Here is a 13,801-nt window from a genome sequence, read left to right on the forward strand (position 1 = left end):
GTGCAAGATAGAGACGTCACACCCGACACCGGCACCGACGCGAGGGGGCGCAATGGCTGTTGCGGCGCTCTACCTCGGTGCCGCGCTCGTGGGTGGGCTCCTCGCGGTGCTGCTGCGGCTGCCTCCACTCGTCGGTTTCCTCGCCGCGGGTTTCGCGCTCGGTGCGGGCGGGGCGCCGGACCTGCCGTACCTGGAGCCGATCGCCGACCTCGGTGTCGTCCTGCTGCTCTTCGCGATCGGGCTCAAGCTCGACGTCCGCACGCTGCTGCGGCGCGAGATCTGGCTCACGACCGTCATCCACATGGCGATCAGCGTCGCGCTCGCGCTCGGCTTCCTGGGCCTGCTCGCGGTGATCGGCTTCGGCTTCCTCGGTGGGGAGTCGCTCGGGGCGCTGGCGTTCGTCGGGTTCGCGCTGTCCTTCTCCTCCACCGTCTTCGTTGTCAAGGTGCTGGACGACCGGTCCGACACGACGTCGCTCTACGGACGCATCGCCGTCGGTGTGCTCGTCATGCAGGACGTCGCCGCCGTGATCTTCCTGTCGCTGTCCAGCGGGGAGCCGCCGAGCCCGTGGGCCGTGCTGCTGTTCGGCCTGATCCCGGGCAAGTGGGTGCTGCACCGGATCTGGGACCGGGTGGGGCACGGTGAGCTGCAGGCGCTGTTCGGCGTGTGCGTCGCCGTGGTGCTCGGCTACGGCCTGTTCGAGCTCGTCGGCATCGCCGGGGACGTCGGCGCGCTGGTGGTCGGGGTCCTGCTGTCGTCGCACCCCCAGGCGGGTGAGCTGTCCCGGTCCCTGATGACGTTCAAGGACCTCATGCTGGTGGCGTTCTTCGTGCAGATCGGGCTGCACGGGACGCCGCACCTGCTGGAGATCGGCCTCGCGCTGCTGCTCCTGCTGCTCCTGCCGTTCCAGGTCGCTGCCTACGCGGTGGTGCTCTGGCTCATGCGGCTCCGCCGGCGTACGTCGTTCCTCGCCGGCCTGGTGCTGTCGAACTACTCGGAGTTCGGGATCATCGTGGTCGCGGTCGGCGCGAGCTCCGGTCTGCTCGACGACCAGTGGGTGGTCGTGGTCTCGCTCGCCGTGGCGTTCAGCTTCGGGCTGTCGGCGATCGTCAACCGCCGGGGCGTCGAGCTGGCCTCCCGGCTGTCCCGGCTGCTGCCGGCGCGCGACAGCGACCGGCTCCACCCCGACGACCGGCTGGTCGACGTCGGCGACGCCGACGCGCTCGTCCTGGGCCTCGGTCGCGTCGGCTCCGCGACGTACACCCGGCTGCGCGACGAGTACGGGATGGCGGTGGTCGGGGTCGAGCACGACCGCACGCGCGTGACGGCGCTCGAGGACGAGGGCTACGAGGTCGTGCGCGCCGACGCCACCGACCTCGAGTTCTGGAACCGCGTGCAGCGCGCCGGTCGGGTCAAGATGGCGGTCCTGGCCATGCCGTTCCACAACGCGAACCTCATCGCGCTGGCGCGGCTGAAGGCGGCCGGCTTCACGGGCAAGGTCGCCGCCGTCGCCCGGTACGACGACGACGTGTCCGAGCTGCAGCGCCACGGTGCCGACGCCGTGTTCCATCTGTACGGGTCGGCGGGCTTCGCCCTCGCGGACCACGCCGCCGAGGTGCTGCTGCAGGGCAGGGGCGGGACGCCGGACCATCACGCCGCTGCGCGTCCGGGCGACGATCTGGACGTCCTTGATCCGCTCGACCGCCGCGCGGAGCCCGCCTGACACCGCCGCCGACGACGTTCATGCAGATGAGGGAACGGGCGGGTGATACTTGGCGTTTCAACTGTTCAACCTTCAACCGCAGGGAGATGCTCAGGTCATGGACCTGAGGATCGATGTGACCGACGCCGACATCAGGGCTGCTCGGCGGCTCTGGGAGGCCGCCGCGGACGGCGGCGCGACGGCGGACAGGGTCCAGCTGCTGCGCGCGGGCTACATCCGGCTCATCAGCGCGCAGGCGCAGCAGATCGCCGACGACTTCCGGCGCGAGCAGCGCGCCTCCTGATCGCCCGTCACGGCTGCAGCAGGACCTTGATCGCGCGCCGCTCGTCCATGGCGCGATAGGCCTCGGCGACCTCCGACAGCGGGAGCGTGAGGTCGAAGACCCTGCCGGGGTCGATCTGCCGCGCCCAGACCAGGTCGATCAGGTGGGGGAGATAGGCGCGGACGGGGGCCGGGCCACCGCGGATGCCCTTGTTCGACCAGAACAGCCGGTCCGTCGGCAGGTCGCCGTGCGGCAGGCCCACCACGCCGATCATGCCGCCGGGCCGCGTGTACTCGACGGCGTCCAGCCTGGCCTCCTCGGTGCCGACGCACTCGAGCACGGCGTCCGCACCGATGCCTTCGGTGAGCTCCCGGACGCGCGCCAGGCCGTCCTCGCCGCGCTCTGGCACCACGTGGGTGGCACCGAACTCGGTGGCGACTGCCTGGCGGTCGGCGTGCCGGCTCATGGCGATGATCGTCGTGGCGCCGAGCTGCGCAGAGGCGAGCACGCCACAGAGCCCCACGGCGCCGTCCCCGACGACGACCACGCTGCTCCCGGGCCGCACGTCCGCGGACACCGCCGCGTGCCAGCCGGTGCCCATCACGTCGGACAGCGCGAGCAGGCTCGGCACCAGGTCGGCGTCCGGCCGGCCGGGCGTCGCGATGAGCGTGCCGTCCGCGTTCGGGATGCGGATGCGCTCCGCCTGGCACCCGTCGAACCCACCGCCGTGCGGGCAGGCGGACTGCATGCCCTTGCGGCACACGGGGCACCGGTTGTCGCTGTGCAGGAACCCACCGACGACGAAGTCGCCCGGCTTCAGAGTGTTCACGGCGTCGCCGATCTCCTCGACGACGCCGACGTACTCGTGCCCGATCGGCTTCGGCTCCGGGACCGGTGCCAGCCCGCGGTACCGCCACAGGTCCGATCCGCAGACGCAGGTCGCCACCGTGCGGATCACTGCGTCGGTCGGTTCCCGGACAGTGGGGTCGGGTCGCTCCGCGACGCGCACGTCGTGGGCCCCGTGGATGATCGCTGCGCGCATGCGTCCATCGAACACGGCTTCCGCACCGCCCGCGAGCGCCCGCCCGCGAGTGCCCGACGGTCAGCGCAGTCGCAACGGCGGCACCGGCAAACCGGGTCGGTCGGGCCCCCGGGTGTGTTCGCTCTCGGTGAACACCGCTGCGGTTGGCACTCCTGAAGGGTGAGTGCTAATTCTTGAACCAAGGCCAGTCCGGCGAGTGGGGTGCCGGACGATCTCCGAGGCCCGGGTGGTCCGGCGCCTCGTCCCAAGGAGGTGAGAGAGTTGGCCACACGAATCGACCCGTTCCAGGATCTGGATCGACTCTTCGGGCAGCTGGCGTCTGCGGAGCGGGCGGCCGCGACGATGCCCATCGACCTGTACCGCGCCGGTGACCACTACGTGCTGGACGTCGACCTGCCGGGCGCCGACCCGGGCACCATCGACGTGAACGTGGAGGACCGCACCCTGACGATCCGCGCCCAGCGGACCGCGGGCCCGGACAAGGACGTGCAGTGGCTTGCCAAGGAGCGCCCGGTGGGCACCTACGCGCGGCAGCTGACCGTGAGCAAGGCGCTCGCCCTGGATGCCATCACGGCGAACTACGCCGACGGCGTGCTGACGCTGAACATCCCCGTCGCGCAGGAGGCCAAGGCCCGGCGCATCGAGGTGCAGCACGGCGGGGACAGCTCCCAGATCACCTCGGGCGGCAACGAGCGGTCCTGAGTCCGGGCCGGGCGGTGGGACGGGAGTGCGAGAGCGCCCGGCCCGGGGGAGGGACGCTCTGTGCGAGCGAGCCGACCCCGACCACCGCCCGGACGTCCCACGGCGTCACGGTTCGAGCGCCAGGTCCCGGCGGCAGAACGCGGCGACGGCGCGAGCCGTGCTGTCCGCGGCGGTGAACTGGACCAGGTGCCGGTGGCCCGGGACCTCTACGAGGGAGCCGCCCGGTGCGACATCGGCGAGCCGGGCGCACCAGGCGTGCCGGGCGACCGGGTCGCCGGTCCCACGGATCACGAGCGTAGGAGCGGCCACGACGGCCAGCCGCTCGTCGGTGCGGTAGGCCAGCATCGGTTCCAGCTCGGTCAGGTACCAGCGGGGACCGCAGCGCAGGTAGTCCGCGAACGTCAGCACATTCCCGGAGGCGGGTTCCCTCAGCGAGTCACGGAACAGGTCCCGGGCCTGTGTGAGGTGCCCGGCCCGGTCGGGGTCGGTGACGGGGCCGATCAGCACGAGGTGCGTGACGAGCGCCGGCCGCTGGGCGGCGAGCTCGACGACGAGCTGCCCGCCCATCGAGTGGCCCACGAGCACCGCGGCGGGGACGTCGAGCGCATCCAGCACGCGCCCGAGGAGCGCGGCACCGTCGGCGATGGAGATCGCGTCCGACGGCGTCGGGGTGCCGCCGAAGCCGGGCAGGTCGACGCAGTGGACGGTGCCGTACGGCTGCAGGGCGCGCTGGAGCCGGGCGAGGGAGCGGTGCGACATCCCGATGCCGTGGACGAGCAGGTAGACCGGTGAGGTGCTCGCCCCGACCGACGTGTGGACCCGGACCTCGTGACCACCCACGTCGAGGGTGCGGCTGACGAGCTGGGGCACGAGTTCTCCGGTTCACTGGGGCGGACGCACGACGAGACGCAAGTATGCGGGCGACCCCTGCGGACGGCGCGGTCAGATGGTCGGGTCGAGCAGCTCCTGGCCGGTGGTCGTCCAGTGCAGGAGCAGGACCGTGGCGTCGTCCTGGAGGACCCCGTTCTGGTACTCCATGATCCGCCGGCACACGCGTCGCACGGTCTCGGGCAGAGGCGTGCCCTGCGCTGCCTCGCGCTCGAGGAAGTCGACCAGCCGGTCGATGCCGAAGAACTGCTGCTCCGGGTCTCGCGCCTCCGTGACACCGTCCGTGTAGAGCGCGATGACGTCCCCCGGTTCGAGGGACTCCTCCGCGATCTCCACCGACCCTGTGTCCAGGCCCAGGAGCGGCCGGTGCCCGCCGCTGAGCGTCTTGACCACCTTGCCCCCGCGCAGGAGGAGCGGCGGCGGGTGCCCGGCGGACAGGTACTGCAGGAGCCCCGAGCGCAGGTCCAGCTGCCCCACGATGCCCGAGGCGTACATCCGTCCCGCGAACTCGTCCCGCACGGCGCGGTGGATGGCCTCGGTCTGGTCGAACAGGCCGCGGCCCTGACGCCGGGAGTTGCGGTAGGCCGCGAGCGCGGTCGCGGCGGCGAGCCCCGAGCGCAGGTCGTGCCCGGTGGCGTCCAGGATGGCGAACCGCGCCGTGTCGTCCGACAGGGCGTAGTCGAAGACGTCCCCGCCCACGGTGCTCGACGGCTCAAGCTTGCCGCTGACGAGCACCTTGTCGGTGCCCGCCGTCAACGGGGGGAGCAGCTGCCAGATCAGCTCCGCGGACACGCTCCGCGGGCGCTGCCGACGGACCTTGTCGACAGCGTCGCCGAAGGCGTCCACGATCGAGATCATGTGGCCCAGGTAGTGCGTGAACCACCAGCAGCGCTTCTGGAAGGCCGGGTCCGTGAGGTCGGCCGGGTCACGCACGACGAGCTTGAGGACGCCGAGGCGCTCGACCCCGTCGATGATCGGCATCCACAGGTGCGGTTCCTCAGCAGCCTCGGCCGACTGGACCGTGAGCATCCGGTAGGCGCGACCGGCCAGGGTCGAGTCGATGGGAAGGACCGGCGCGGTCTCGGGGCCGACGGGCATGGGGACCAGGACGGACTGCGAGTAGTCCGCGAGGTAGACGGTCGTCTGCGCACCGAGGTACCGGGCGGCATCCTGCACGGCGGACGGCAGGAGGTCCGGCGGGGCCAGGTGCGTCTCGCGGAGCAGCGTCGTCAACGCGGCCAGCGCTCCCGACGCCTCCTGATCTTCCGGCTCGTTCCCGCCCATGGCGCCACACCTCTCCCAGATGGGCGGTGCACGCCGCCGTCGGGCTATTTTAGGCGTCCCCGGGGGTGGCGGGTTCCGGGGCGGACGTGTCGTGGCCCACCCCCTCGTCAGGTGAGTCGAGCACCGCGACCATGTGTCCGCCGAGGTACCCGCTCACGGCGGCGACGCCGCCGGCGGCGAGGCTCACGGCGACGCCCGAGCCGCGGTGGCCGCGCCGTCGCAGCAGCCAGGAGCCGGCGTACAGCACGACGGCGCCCGTGTTGAGGGCGGCGTGCAGGGCGCCCACGGTGCGCACGCGGTCGCCACCGCGCTGCCAGTCGACGAGGCCGGTCAGCACCGTCGGTACGGTCGCCAGCACGCCGAGGCCCAGCAGCCGGTCGGCCGAGCGGCCGTCGTCGGTACCGACGAGGTCGAGCACGGTGCTGCTCACCCACAGGCCGATGGGCAGGTCGGTGAGGAGCGGGTGCGCCGCGTGCCCGAGCGGTGCCCCGCGCAGCAGCGCCGCGAGGGAGGGCGGTCGCACGACGGCGTCCGCCAGTGGGCGCAGCGCGCGGACGAGCGGTTCGAGGGCGGGTGCGGTCTCGGCGGCCTCGGCGAGGCGGCGCGGCAGGGGGGTCGACACAGCGTCCATGGCACGTCCAGGGGCTCGGTCCAGCGGCGACTGCTTCACCTGGGGAGAGCATTCCAGCACCGGACGGATGTCGCCGGGCGGCCCCGGGCGGCGAGGAGCTCCGAACCTCCGTAGCGTGACGGGATGACTCCGCTCGCCCGACTCGCCGACTCGATGATCCGGATGTACCAGGACCGCGTCTCTCCCCGGAAGGGGTGGAGCTGCGCCTACCGGGTCGCGCACGGGGGGCCGTCCTGCTCGGCGTCCGTGCGCGAGACGGTGGCGCGCCGAGGCGTCCTCGGGGGTGCCGTCCCCACCGCGCTCCGGTTCGTGGCCTGCTACCAGGCCGCGCAGCTGCTGGCGACGACCGACGTCCGCGGCGTGTGCTGCTGCGGCCCCATCCCCATCCCGTTCCGGTTCTAGCCGGACGGCGAAGGACCCGCGGTGACGGGTGTCACCGCGGGTCCCGTCGTGCCGGGCGCCCGGCACGCACGGTGGGTCAGCGCAGCCAGCCGTTGCCGACGATGCGGGCCCAGATCTTGCCGACGCCCCAGGTGTCACCGGAGAGGGTGGCGGCGGCGATGATCAGGAGCAGCGCCTCGTGCCAGTGCGAGTCGACGATGGGGTTCGTGCCGCCGAGGACCGGCGGCAGCTCTGCCAGGTACATGAAGAGCATGAGCAGGGTGCCGGTCACGGCCGCGATCTTCAGGCCGGCCCCGGCCATGACGGCGACGCCGATGCCGAGCAGGCCTGCCATGAACAGCACGTCGCCGAACGGGTTGGCGAACAGCTGGAAGAAGTCGGCGAACGGTCCCTCGATGCCGCCGATGAAGCCCTGCGCGGGCGTCCCGCCGTTGATCCAGGCACGCTCGGAAGGCGTCGCGAACCCGAGGCCGAACAGCTTGTCGATGAAGGCCCACAGGAACGTGAACCCGATGACGATGCGGGACACGGCGAGGATCCTGCGGACGCCGAGCCGCGTGACGATCTGCTCCTGGTACACGATCCCGTCGGCGGTGCCCGACGTGGCTTGACTGGTGGGTGATCCGGCGGTGGTGGACATCTCTGTGCTCCTGTGGTTGTCCTGGGACCCACGAGATGCGTCCGCTGGGCGGACGTGGTGCTCACACACTCGAAGGTCGTCGTTGGTCTTCGTGTAAGGAACGCTATGACCGGCGACCGGTGGTGGGCATGGGCCCATGGTCCTGACCTGTGAGCATCCGCGACGAGGGCGCCGTGGCGAGCGGCGACGCTCCAGCCTCAGCCGTCGAGGCGAGCGGCGACGTCGGCAGGGAAGCCGCCGGTCGCGATCGGCCCCCACCGGGTAGGGGTGATGCGGATCAGGGACTTGCCCTGGGTCCGCATGGCCGCGCGGTACTCCGCCCAGTCGGGGTGCTCACCGGCGATGCAGCGGTAGTAGTCCACCAGGGCGTCCTCGGCCTGCGGCATGTGCAGCACCTCGCCGTCCCCGTCGACCTGGACCCACGGGCCGTCGAAGTCGTCCGAGAGCACGCACACCGTCACCCGCGGGTCACGCTCCACGTTGACCGCCTTCGCCCGGCCCGGGTAGGTCGAGATCACCAGGCGACCGTGGTCGTCGACGCCCCCGGAGACGGGCGAGACCTGCGGCCGGCCGTCCTGCCGCGTGGTGACGAGCACGAAGTGGTGCCGCTCGCGGACGAACTCGAGGAGACCCGGCAGGTCGACGGTGCGGGTGGTCGCGATGGATCGAGGCATGCACCCAGGCTAGGTCGCGTGCCGTCCGGGAGGCGCGGCGTGCGACGCGGTGCGAGGGTGGGCCATCGCTGAGAAGCAGCGCTGAGCTCCGCGACGAGGTAGGTGCGCTGATGCGTGCGATGGTCTATCGGGGCCCGTACAAGGTGCGGGTCGAGGAGAAGGACATCCCGACGATCGAGCATCCCAACGATGCCGTCGTCAGGGTGAGCATGGCGGCGATCTGCGGCTCTGACCTGCATCTCTACCACGGGTTGATGCCGGACACGCGTGTCGGGACCACCTTCGGGCACGAGTTCGTCGGCGTGGTCCACGAGGTGGGTCCGTCGGTGCAGAACCTGCGGGTGGGCGACCGGGTGATGGTCCCGTTCAACATCTTCTGCGGCTCGTGCTTCTTCTGCGCGCGCGGGCTGTACTCCAACTGTCACAACGTGAACCCGAACGCGACGGCGGTCGGTGGCATCTACGGCTACTCGCACACCTGCGGCGGGTACGACGGGGGACAGGCCGAGTACGTGCGGGTGCCCTTCGCCGACGTCGGCCCGAGCATCATCCCGGCCTGGCTGGACGACGAGGACGCCGTCCTGCTCACCGACGCGCTGGCCACCGGGTACTTCGGCGCGCAGCTGGGCGGGATCACCGAGGGTGACGTGGTCGTCGTGTTCGGCGCCGGGCCGGTGGGCCTGTACGCAGCCCGGTCGGCGTGGCTGATGGGCGCCGGGCGCGTGATCGTGGTGGACCACCTGGAGTACCGCCTCGAGAAGGCGCGCACCTTCGCGCACGCCGAGACCCTCAACTTCGCCGAGTACGACGACATCGTGGTCGAGATGAAGAAGACCACCGGGTACCTGGGGGCCGACGTCGCGATCGACGCGGTCGGTGCCGAGGCGGACGGCGACCTCCTGCAGCACGTCACCGGCGCGAAGCTGAAGCTGCAGGGTGGCTCGCCGGTGGCGCTGAACTGGGCCATCGACTCGGTGCGCAAGGGCGGGACGGTCTCGGTGATGGGCGCCTACGGTCCCATCTTCAGTGCCGTGAAGTTCGGGGACGCGGTGAACAAGGGCCTCACGCTGCGGATGAACCAGTGCCCGGTCAAGCGGCAGTGGCCCCGGCTCTTCGAGCACCTCCAGGCCGGCTACTTCCGACCCAGCGACCTGGTGACCCACCGCATCCCGCTCGAGCACATCGCCGAGGGGTACCACATCTTCTCGTCCAAGCTCGACGGCTGCATCAAGCCGTTGATCGTGCCGAACGCCGCGTGAGGGGACCCCGCCATGACCTATACGAAGGACAAGCCGTCCCTCCCGGAGTCGACCGAGCAGCTCCGCGCGCGCATCCCGGGCTGGGGTGCCGACCTGGACCCGGCCGACCGGCCCTCGGTGCCGCGTGAGCGCTACGACCCCGGTGCCACGGGTGCGCACTGGGACTTCCCCGAGCGCCAGCCGGAGCTGCGGCCGCGGGAGCGGTCCATCGAGCACGAGTTCCTCACCCCGGTGTTCGGCACCGTGGCGCCGCTGCACGGCGTGTCGGGTGCCCTACGCCGGCTGGCCTACGAGCGCTACAGCGAGGCGCGCGCGGCGCACTGGCTGATCCTGATCGGCGCCGACCGGGTCGACGCGTTCGGCAGCCACGTGCGGTCGCTGTTCTCGGCGCGCCCCGACAACCCGGTGACCGAGACCGGCATCCGTGCGGAGCTGACGCACCACGGCATCGCGTCGCGCAGGGGGACGCACCGGGTGGACACCCGGCACCAGCCGGTCGACGTGCTCGTCGTCGCCGGGCCCTGGGTCACGGCGGCCGCCGGGGCCGCCCTCGTGGTGCGAGCCGTGACTCGACGCCGCCGGTAGCGGTCAGCCTGCGCGCCACGGCACGGCGCTGCCCGCGGCCAAGGACCGGGGAACGTCGAGCACGCGCTGGTTCCGGCTGCCGCGGAACGCGAGCGACAGGTCGCGCGCGGCCAGCTCGAACCGTCCGTCGACGAGCACGTCCAGCTCCGTGAGCAGCTCGAGCTTGTCCTGCTGGCCGGCGCCGACCTCGGCCAGCAGCTCCTCGAACGTGTAGCCGGTCCAGCACCAGACGTCCTTGGCGCGGCCGTGGGCGGTGCGCAGGCGGCGCACCACCCGCAGGCACACCCGTGTGCTCAGGAACGGCTCACCGCCGAGCAGGGACAGCCCTTGGACCGCCTCGTGACCCAGGTCGGTGACGATCCGCTCCTCGAGCTCGTCGTCGAACGGGCGGCCGTACCGGAAGCTCCACGCGGCCTCGTTGAAGCAGCCGGCGCAGGCGAACGGGCAGCCGCTGACGTAGAGGCTGCACCGAACGCCCTCCCCGTCGACCATGACGAACGGCTTGTAGTCGGCCACGAGGTCGCTGCTCAGGGTGGCCGTGCGCCACTGGCCCGGCCGGGGGTCGTGGGCCACGGTCAGGCGGTGCCGGACGGGTCGGGCATCGCCCCGGTGCTGCCGGACAGGTGCTTCACCCGGGACGAGATCTCCACGTGCCGCCCGTGGACCATGGGCCGCTGCTGCGGGTTGCCGAGGTAGCCGCAGGTCCGCTTGACCACGTCGCACGAGCTCGGGTCGGTGTTGCCGCAGCCCGGGCACCGGAAGCCGCGCTCGGTCGGGTCGAAGTCACCGGAGAAGCCGCACTCGAAGCAGTGGTCGATGGGCGTGTTCGTGCCCAGGTAACCCACCCGGTCGTACGCGTAGTCCCACACCGCCTCGAGCGCCTTGGGGTTCTGCTGCAGCACGGGGTACTCGCAGTAGTGGATGAACCCACCCGACGCGTACCGGGGGTAGTCCTGCTCGAAGTCCAGCTTCTCGAACGGGGTGGGGCTCTTGCGCACGTCGTAGTGGAAGCTGTTCGTGTAGTAGTCCTTGTCGGTGATGTCGGCGACGGCGCCGAACTTCTTCTTGTCCAGGCGGCAGAAGCGGTCCGTCAGGCTCTCGCTCGGAGTCGAGTACACCGAGAACTTGTAGCCGTGCTCGTCGGTCCACGCCTGTGCGTGCTCCGCCAGCGTCCGCAGCACCCGGAGCGTGAACTCCTTGGCCTCGGGGTTCTGCTCCCACGCTCCGCCGTAGAACGCGGCGGCCGCCTCGTAGAGCCCGATGTAGCCGAGCGACACGGTCGCCCGGCCGCCGCGGAAGAGGGCGTCGACGTCGTCGTCCGGCCGCAGGCGACGACCGAAGGCACCGTGCACGTACAGGATTGGCGCGTTGGCCGGCACCGCCTCCTTGCACCGCTGCACGCGGTACAGCATGGCGTCGCGCACCGTCGCCAGGCGCTCCTCGAGGAGCGCCCAGAACGCCTGCGGGTCATCTCGGGTCTCGAGCGCGATGCGCGGGACGTTGAGGGTCACGACGCCCAGGTTCATCCGGCCCTCGACGACGTCGTCGCCGTTCTCGTCGGCCCAGCCCTGCAGAAAGGAACGGCAGCCCATGGGCACCTTGAAGGACCCGGTGAGGTCCACGATCTTGTCGTAGCTGAGGATGTCCGGATACATGCGCTTGGTGGAGCACTCGACGGCGAGCTGCTTGATGTCGTAGTTGGGGTCCTGCTCGGTCAGGTTCAGGCCGCGGCGCAGGGTGAAGATGAGCTTCGGGAAGATGGCGGTGCGCCTCTCCCGGCCGAGCCCGACGATGCGGATCTGCAGGATGGCGCGCTGGATCTCGCGCTCGAACCAGCCCTCGCCGAGGCCGAAGCCGACCGACGTGAACGGCGTCTGGCCGTTGGACGTGAACAGCGTGTTGATCTCGTACTCGAGGCTCTGCATCGCGTCGTAGATGTCCTTGCGCGTCTTCTCCTCCGCGTATGCACGACGGCGCTCGGGCTCGGCGATCCAGCGCTCGGCGTCGGCCAGGTGCTTGGCGAAGTTCCGCTCGGCGTACGGCGCCAGCAGCTCGTCGATCCGGTTGACCGAGCAGCCGCCGTACTGGCTGGAGGAGACGTTCGCGATGATCTGCGTGATCTGCGCGGTGGCGGTCTGGATGGAGCGCGGCGGGTCGACCTGGGCGTTCCCGATCCGGAAGCCGTCGCTGAGCATCGTGCGGAAGTCGATGAGGCAGCAGTTCGTCATCGGCGCATACGGGTGGTAGTCGAGGTCGTGGTAGTGGAGGTCACCCTTGGCGTGGGCGTTCGCGACGTGGGGCGGCAGCATCCGCAGGCCGATCGCCTTGCTCACCGCACCGGCCGTCAGGTCGCGCTGCGTGTTGAAGACGTCGCTGTCCTTGTTGGCGTTCTCGTGGACGACCGCCTGGTCCTTGCCGATCAGCTGGCCGATCGAGTGGTTGATGTCCAGCGACCTGCTGCGCGCCAGGTCCCGCTCGACGCGGTAGTCGATGTAGACGCGCGCCACCTCGTACTCGTGCGACTCCAGGAGCGTGTGCTCGACGACGTTCTGGATCTCGTAGATCTTCACCTCGTCGACGAACCGCGTCGCGAGCTCCGCCGACACCCGACCGACGAGGTCCGCGAGGGTGAGCTCGTGCAGCGGGGTGATGGCTCCGTGGACCTCGAGGAACGCCTTGGCGAGGGCGGCGTGGATGCGGCCGGCGTCGAAGGGCAGCGCCCTGCCGTCCCGCTTGCGCACGACCAGGGTGGCCGGTGCATCCGCGACCTCCGCGACGGTTCCCGCCCGCTCGGCTCCGTCCAGCTCGATCGCAGTCACGGCACTCACTCCTCGTCATCAGCCACTAGATGTAGTGCGAACTACACGCGTGCAACACTAGATCTAGGGGCAAAGGAGGCCTGGGCCCAAGGGCCCATCTCGGGTGGTGAGCGGGTGAAATCGCGGGGAGTCGCCGCGCCAGCAGCCACGCCGAGACGCCGATGCAGGTTGTAGTTGATCTTGCGCCTCAGGTCGGCCTGCGCCGCGCCGTACATCTTGAGCATCATCAGCCCGTTGGTGGTGTCGCCGAGTGTCATCGCGGCGGTTGACGGCACCTTGGCGGCCCGACGGCTGGGTCAGACCGACGCGTCCGGCACGAGGTGTGCCGCCAGGCGGAGCACCAGCTCGCGTCGGCGCGCGTGGTCGGCGGCCGTCGGCTCGGTCGGTATCGGGACCACGTGCCACGCCTCGCAGAAGCTGATCAGGAGGGCGAAGACGTCCTGCGGCGCCCAGCGGGGGTCGATCCGGCCGGCCTGCGTCAGCTCGCGCACGCGACGCAGCGGGTCCCGCTCGGAGGCGGCGATGATGGTGCGCAGGTCGTCCTCGATCTCGAGCCTGGCCCAGGTGAGGATGCGTAGGTTGTGGGCGTCGGCGCTGATGTGGTCGAACATCCGGGCGGCGAGCGTGACGACGTCGTCGACGTCGTCCCCGATGGCGCGGTCGAGGTCCGCGACGGCGTCGAGCACGCACGCGGTGAACAGGCCGTGCTTGTCGGAGTAGTAGGCGTAGATGCGCTGGACGTTGGCGCCGGCCGCCTTCGCGATGCGGTCGACGCGCGCCCCTGCGAGCCCGTGCGCCGCGAACTCGATGTGGGCAGCGTCACGGATCTTGGCTCGGGTCTGGGCCCCGTCATCGCGCATGGCCGTACGGTACCGTCCTAAAGCAAACAC

Annotated in this window: 16 protein-coding genes; 6 read left to right on the plus strand and 10 right to left on the minus strand. The window is 71.0% G+C overall.

Features of this window, described 5'->3' with window-relative positions:
- Positions 1 to 52: 52 nt before the first annotated feature.
- A complete protein-coding gene (locus KG102_RS08060) occupies positions 53 to 1,723 on the plus strand; it encodes a cation:proton antiporter family protein (protein WP_208213602.1) in 1,671 nt (556 codons plus the stop codon).
- Between the two features lie 97 nt (positions 1,724 to 1,820).
- Positions 1,821 to 2,006, plus strand: a complete 186-nt coding sequence (locus tag KG102_RS08065) for a hypothetical protein (RefSeq protein WP_208213601.1) — start codon at positions 1,821 to 1,823, stop codon at positions 2,004 to 2,006.
- A 7-nt stretch (positions 2,007 to 2,013) separates the two neighbouring features.
- On the opposite strand, the gene KG102_RS08070 is transcribed toward KG102_RS08065, so the two are convergent.
- A complete protein-coding gene (locus KG102_RS08070; RefSeq protein WP_208290044.1) occupies positions 2,014 to 3,027 on the minus strand; it encodes a zinc-dependent alcohol dehydrogenase family protein in 1,014 nt (337 codons plus the stop codon).
- A 261-nt stretch (positions 3,028 to 3,288) separates the two neighbouring features.
- On the opposite strand from KG102_RS08070, the gene KG102_RS08075 reads away from it, so the two are divergent.
- On the plus strand, positions 3,289 to 3,729 hold the full coding sequence (locus KG102_RS08075) for an Hsp20/alpha crystallin family protein (protein ID WP_208213599.1): 441 nt from the start codon (positions 3,289 to 3,291) through the stop codon (positions 3,727 to 3,729).
- A gap of 105 nt (positions 3,730 to 3,834) precedes the next feature.
- Here KG102_RS08075 and KG102_RS08080 read toward each other — a convergent pair whose 3' ends face one another.
- From KG102_RS08080 to KG102_RS08090, 3 genes are all read right to left on the minus strand, one after another.
- Positions 3,835 to 4,599 (minus strand): alpha/beta fold hydrolase, encoded by a 765-nt coding sequence (locus tag KG102_RS08080; RefSeq protein WP_208290043.1) that lies wholly within the window; start codon positions 4,597 to 4,599, stop codon positions 3,835 to 3,837.
- 72 nt (positions 4,600 to 4,671) lie between these two features.
- Positions 4,672 to 5,850, minus strand: a complete 1,179-nt coding sequence (locus tag KG102_RS08085; protein WP_213363045.1) for a PP2C family protein-serine/threonine phosphatase — start codon at positions 5,848 to 5,850, stop codon at positions 4,672 to 4,674.
- A gap of 100 nt (positions 5,851 to 5,950) precedes the next feature.
- Complete coding sequence (locus KG102_RS08090; RefSeq protein WP_208290041.1) at positions 5,951 to 6,532, minus strand: DUF2231 domain-containing protein; 582 nt, start codon at positions 6,530 to 6,532, stop codon at positions 5,951 to 5,953.
- Positions 6,533 to 6,655: 123 nt separating this feature from the next.
- Between KG102_RS08090 and yidD the strand changes: the two genes are divergently transcribed.
- The gene (gene yidD / locus KG102_RS08095; RefSeq protein ID WP_208213595.1) at positions 6,656 to 6,934 is read left to right on the plus strand and encodes a membrane protein insertion efficiency factor YidD; all 279 of its coding nucleotides are present in this window, start codon (positions 6,656 to 6,658) and stop codon (positions 6,932 to 6,934) included.
- A 76-nt stretch (positions 6,935 to 7,010) separates the two neighbouring features.
- Here the strand turns inward: yidD and KG102_RS08100 are convergent, their stop codons facing one another.
- Both KG102_RS08100 and KG102_RS08105 read right to left on the minus strand, forming a co-directional pair.
- The gene (locus KG102_RS08100) at positions 7,011 to 7,574 is read right to left on the minus strand and encodes a DoxX family protein (RefSeq protein ID WP_208213594.1); all 564 of its coding nucleotides are present in this window, start codon (positions 7,572 to 7,574) and stop codon (positions 7,011 to 7,013) included.
- 197 nt (positions 7,575 to 7,771) lie between these two features.
- Positions 7,772 to 8,248, minus strand: a complete 477-nt coding sequence (locus tag KG102_RS08105) for a PPOX class F420-dependent oxidoreductase (protein WP_208213593.1) — start codon at positions 8,246 to 8,248, stop codon at positions 7,772 to 7,774.
- Positions 8,249 to 8,358: 110 nt separating this feature from the next.
- On the opposite strand from KG102_RS08105, the gene KG102_RS08110 reads away from it, so the two are divergent.
- Together KG102_RS08110 and KG102_RS08115 are read left to right on the plus strand one after the other, a co-directional pair.
- Complete coding sequence (locus KG102_RS08110; protein ID WP_208290040.1) at positions 8,359 to 9,507, plus strand: zinc-dependent alcohol dehydrogenase; 1,149 nt, start codon at positions 8,359 to 8,361, stop codon at positions 9,505 to 9,507.
- 12 nt (positions 9,508 to 9,519) lie between these two features.
- On the plus strand, positions 9,520 to 10,092 hold the full coding sequence (locus tag KG102_RS08115) for a hypothetical protein (RefSeq protein WP_208290039.1): 573 nt from the start codon (positions 9,520 to 9,522) through the stop codon (positions 10,090 to 10,092).
- A gap of 3 nt (positions 10,093 to 10,095) precedes the next feature.
- On the opposite strand, the gene nrdG is transcribed toward KG102_RS08115, so the two are convergent.
- From nrdG to KG102_RS08135, 4 genes are read right to left on the minus strand one after another with little or no spacing between them, the layout of a single operon-like run.
- Positions 10,096 to 10,665 (minus strand): anaerobic ribonucleoside-triphosphate reductase activating protein, encoded by a 570-nt coding sequence (nrdG, locus tag KG102_RS08120; protein WP_208290038.1) that lies wholly within the window; start codon positions 10,663 to 10,665, stop codon positions 10,096 to 10,098.
- 2 nt (positions 10,666 to 10,667) lie between these two features.
- The gene (gene nrdD, locus KG102_RS08125; RefSeq protein ID WP_213363046.1) at positions 10,668 to 12,911 is read right to left on the minus strand and encodes an anaerobic ribonucleoside-triphosphate reductase; all 2,244 of its coding nucleotides are present in this window, start codon (positions 12,909 to 12,911) and stop codon (positions 10,668 to 10,670) included.
- Positions 12,912 to 12,952: 41 nt separating this feature from the next.
- Positions 12,953 to 13,168, minus strand: a complete 216-nt coding sequence (locus KG102_RS08130) for a hypothetical protein (protein WP_208290037.1) — start codon at positions 13,166 to 13,168, stop codon at positions 12,953 to 12,955.
- A 39-nt stretch (positions 13,169 to 13,207) separates the two neighbouring features.
- The gene (locus KG102_RS08135; RefSeq protein ID WP_208213588.1) at positions 13,208 to 13,771 is read right to left on the minus strand and encodes a TetR family transcriptional regulator; all 564 of its coding nucleotides are present in this window, start codon (positions 13,769 to 13,771) and stop codon (positions 13,208 to 13,210) included.
- Positions 13,772 to 13,801: the final 30 nt, after the last annotated feature.

Origin of the sequence: Cellulomonas fengjieae (genome assembly GCF_018388465.1) — a bacterium.
Taxonomy (GTDB): Bacteria; Actinomycetota; Actinomycetes; order Actinomycetales; family Cellulomonadaceae; genus Cellulomonas; species Cellulomonas fengjieae.

Excerpts from the sequence above, each read along its gene's own strand:
- KG102_RS08065 (WP_208213601.1), top strand. The coding sequence starts at position 1,821 with ATGGACCTGAGGATCGATGTGACCGACGCCGACATCAGGGCTGCTCGG.
- KG102_RS08105 (WP_208213593.1), bottom strand. The coding sequence starts at position 8,248 with ATGCCTCGATCCATCGCGACCACCCGCACCGTCGACCTGCCGGGTCTC.
- KG102_RS08070 (WP_208290044.1), bottom strand. The coding sequence starts at position 3,027 with ATGCGCGCAGCGATCATCCACGGGGCCCACGACGTGCGCGTCGCGGAG.
- yidD (WP_208213595.1), top strand. The coding sequence starts at position 6,656 with ATGACTCCGCTCGCCCGACTCGCCGACTCGATGATCCGGATGTACCAG.
- KG102_RS08130 (WP_208290037.1), bottom strand. The coding sequence starts at position 13,168 with ATGACACTCGGCGACACCACCAACGGGCTGATGATGCTCAAGATGTAC.
- KG102_RS08115 (WP_208290039.1), top strand. The coding sequence starts at position 9,520 with ATGACCTATACGAAGGACAAGCCGTCCCTCCCGGAGTCGACCGAGCAG.
- KG102_RS08135 (WP_208213588.1), bottom strand. The coding sequence starts at position 13,771 with ATGCGCGATGACGGGGCCCAGACCCGAGCCAAGATCCGTGACGCTGCC.
- KG102_RS08090 (WP_208290041.1), bottom strand. The coding sequence starts at position 6,532 with ATGGACGCTGTGTCGACCCCCCTGCCGCGCCGCCTCGCCGAGGCCGCC.
- KG102_RS08060 (WP_208213602.1), top strand. The coding sequence starts at position 53 with ATGGCTGTTGCGGCGCTCTACCTCGGTGCCGCGCTCGTGGGTGGGCTC.
- KG102_RS08100 (WP_208213594.1), bottom strand. The coding sequence starts at position 7,574 with ATGTCCACCACCGCCGGATCACCCACCAGTCAAGCCACGTCGGGCACC.
- KG102_RS08110 (WP_208290040.1), top strand. The coding sequence starts at position 8,359 with ATGCGTGCGATGGTCTATCGGGGCCCGTACAAGGTGCGGGTCGAGGAG.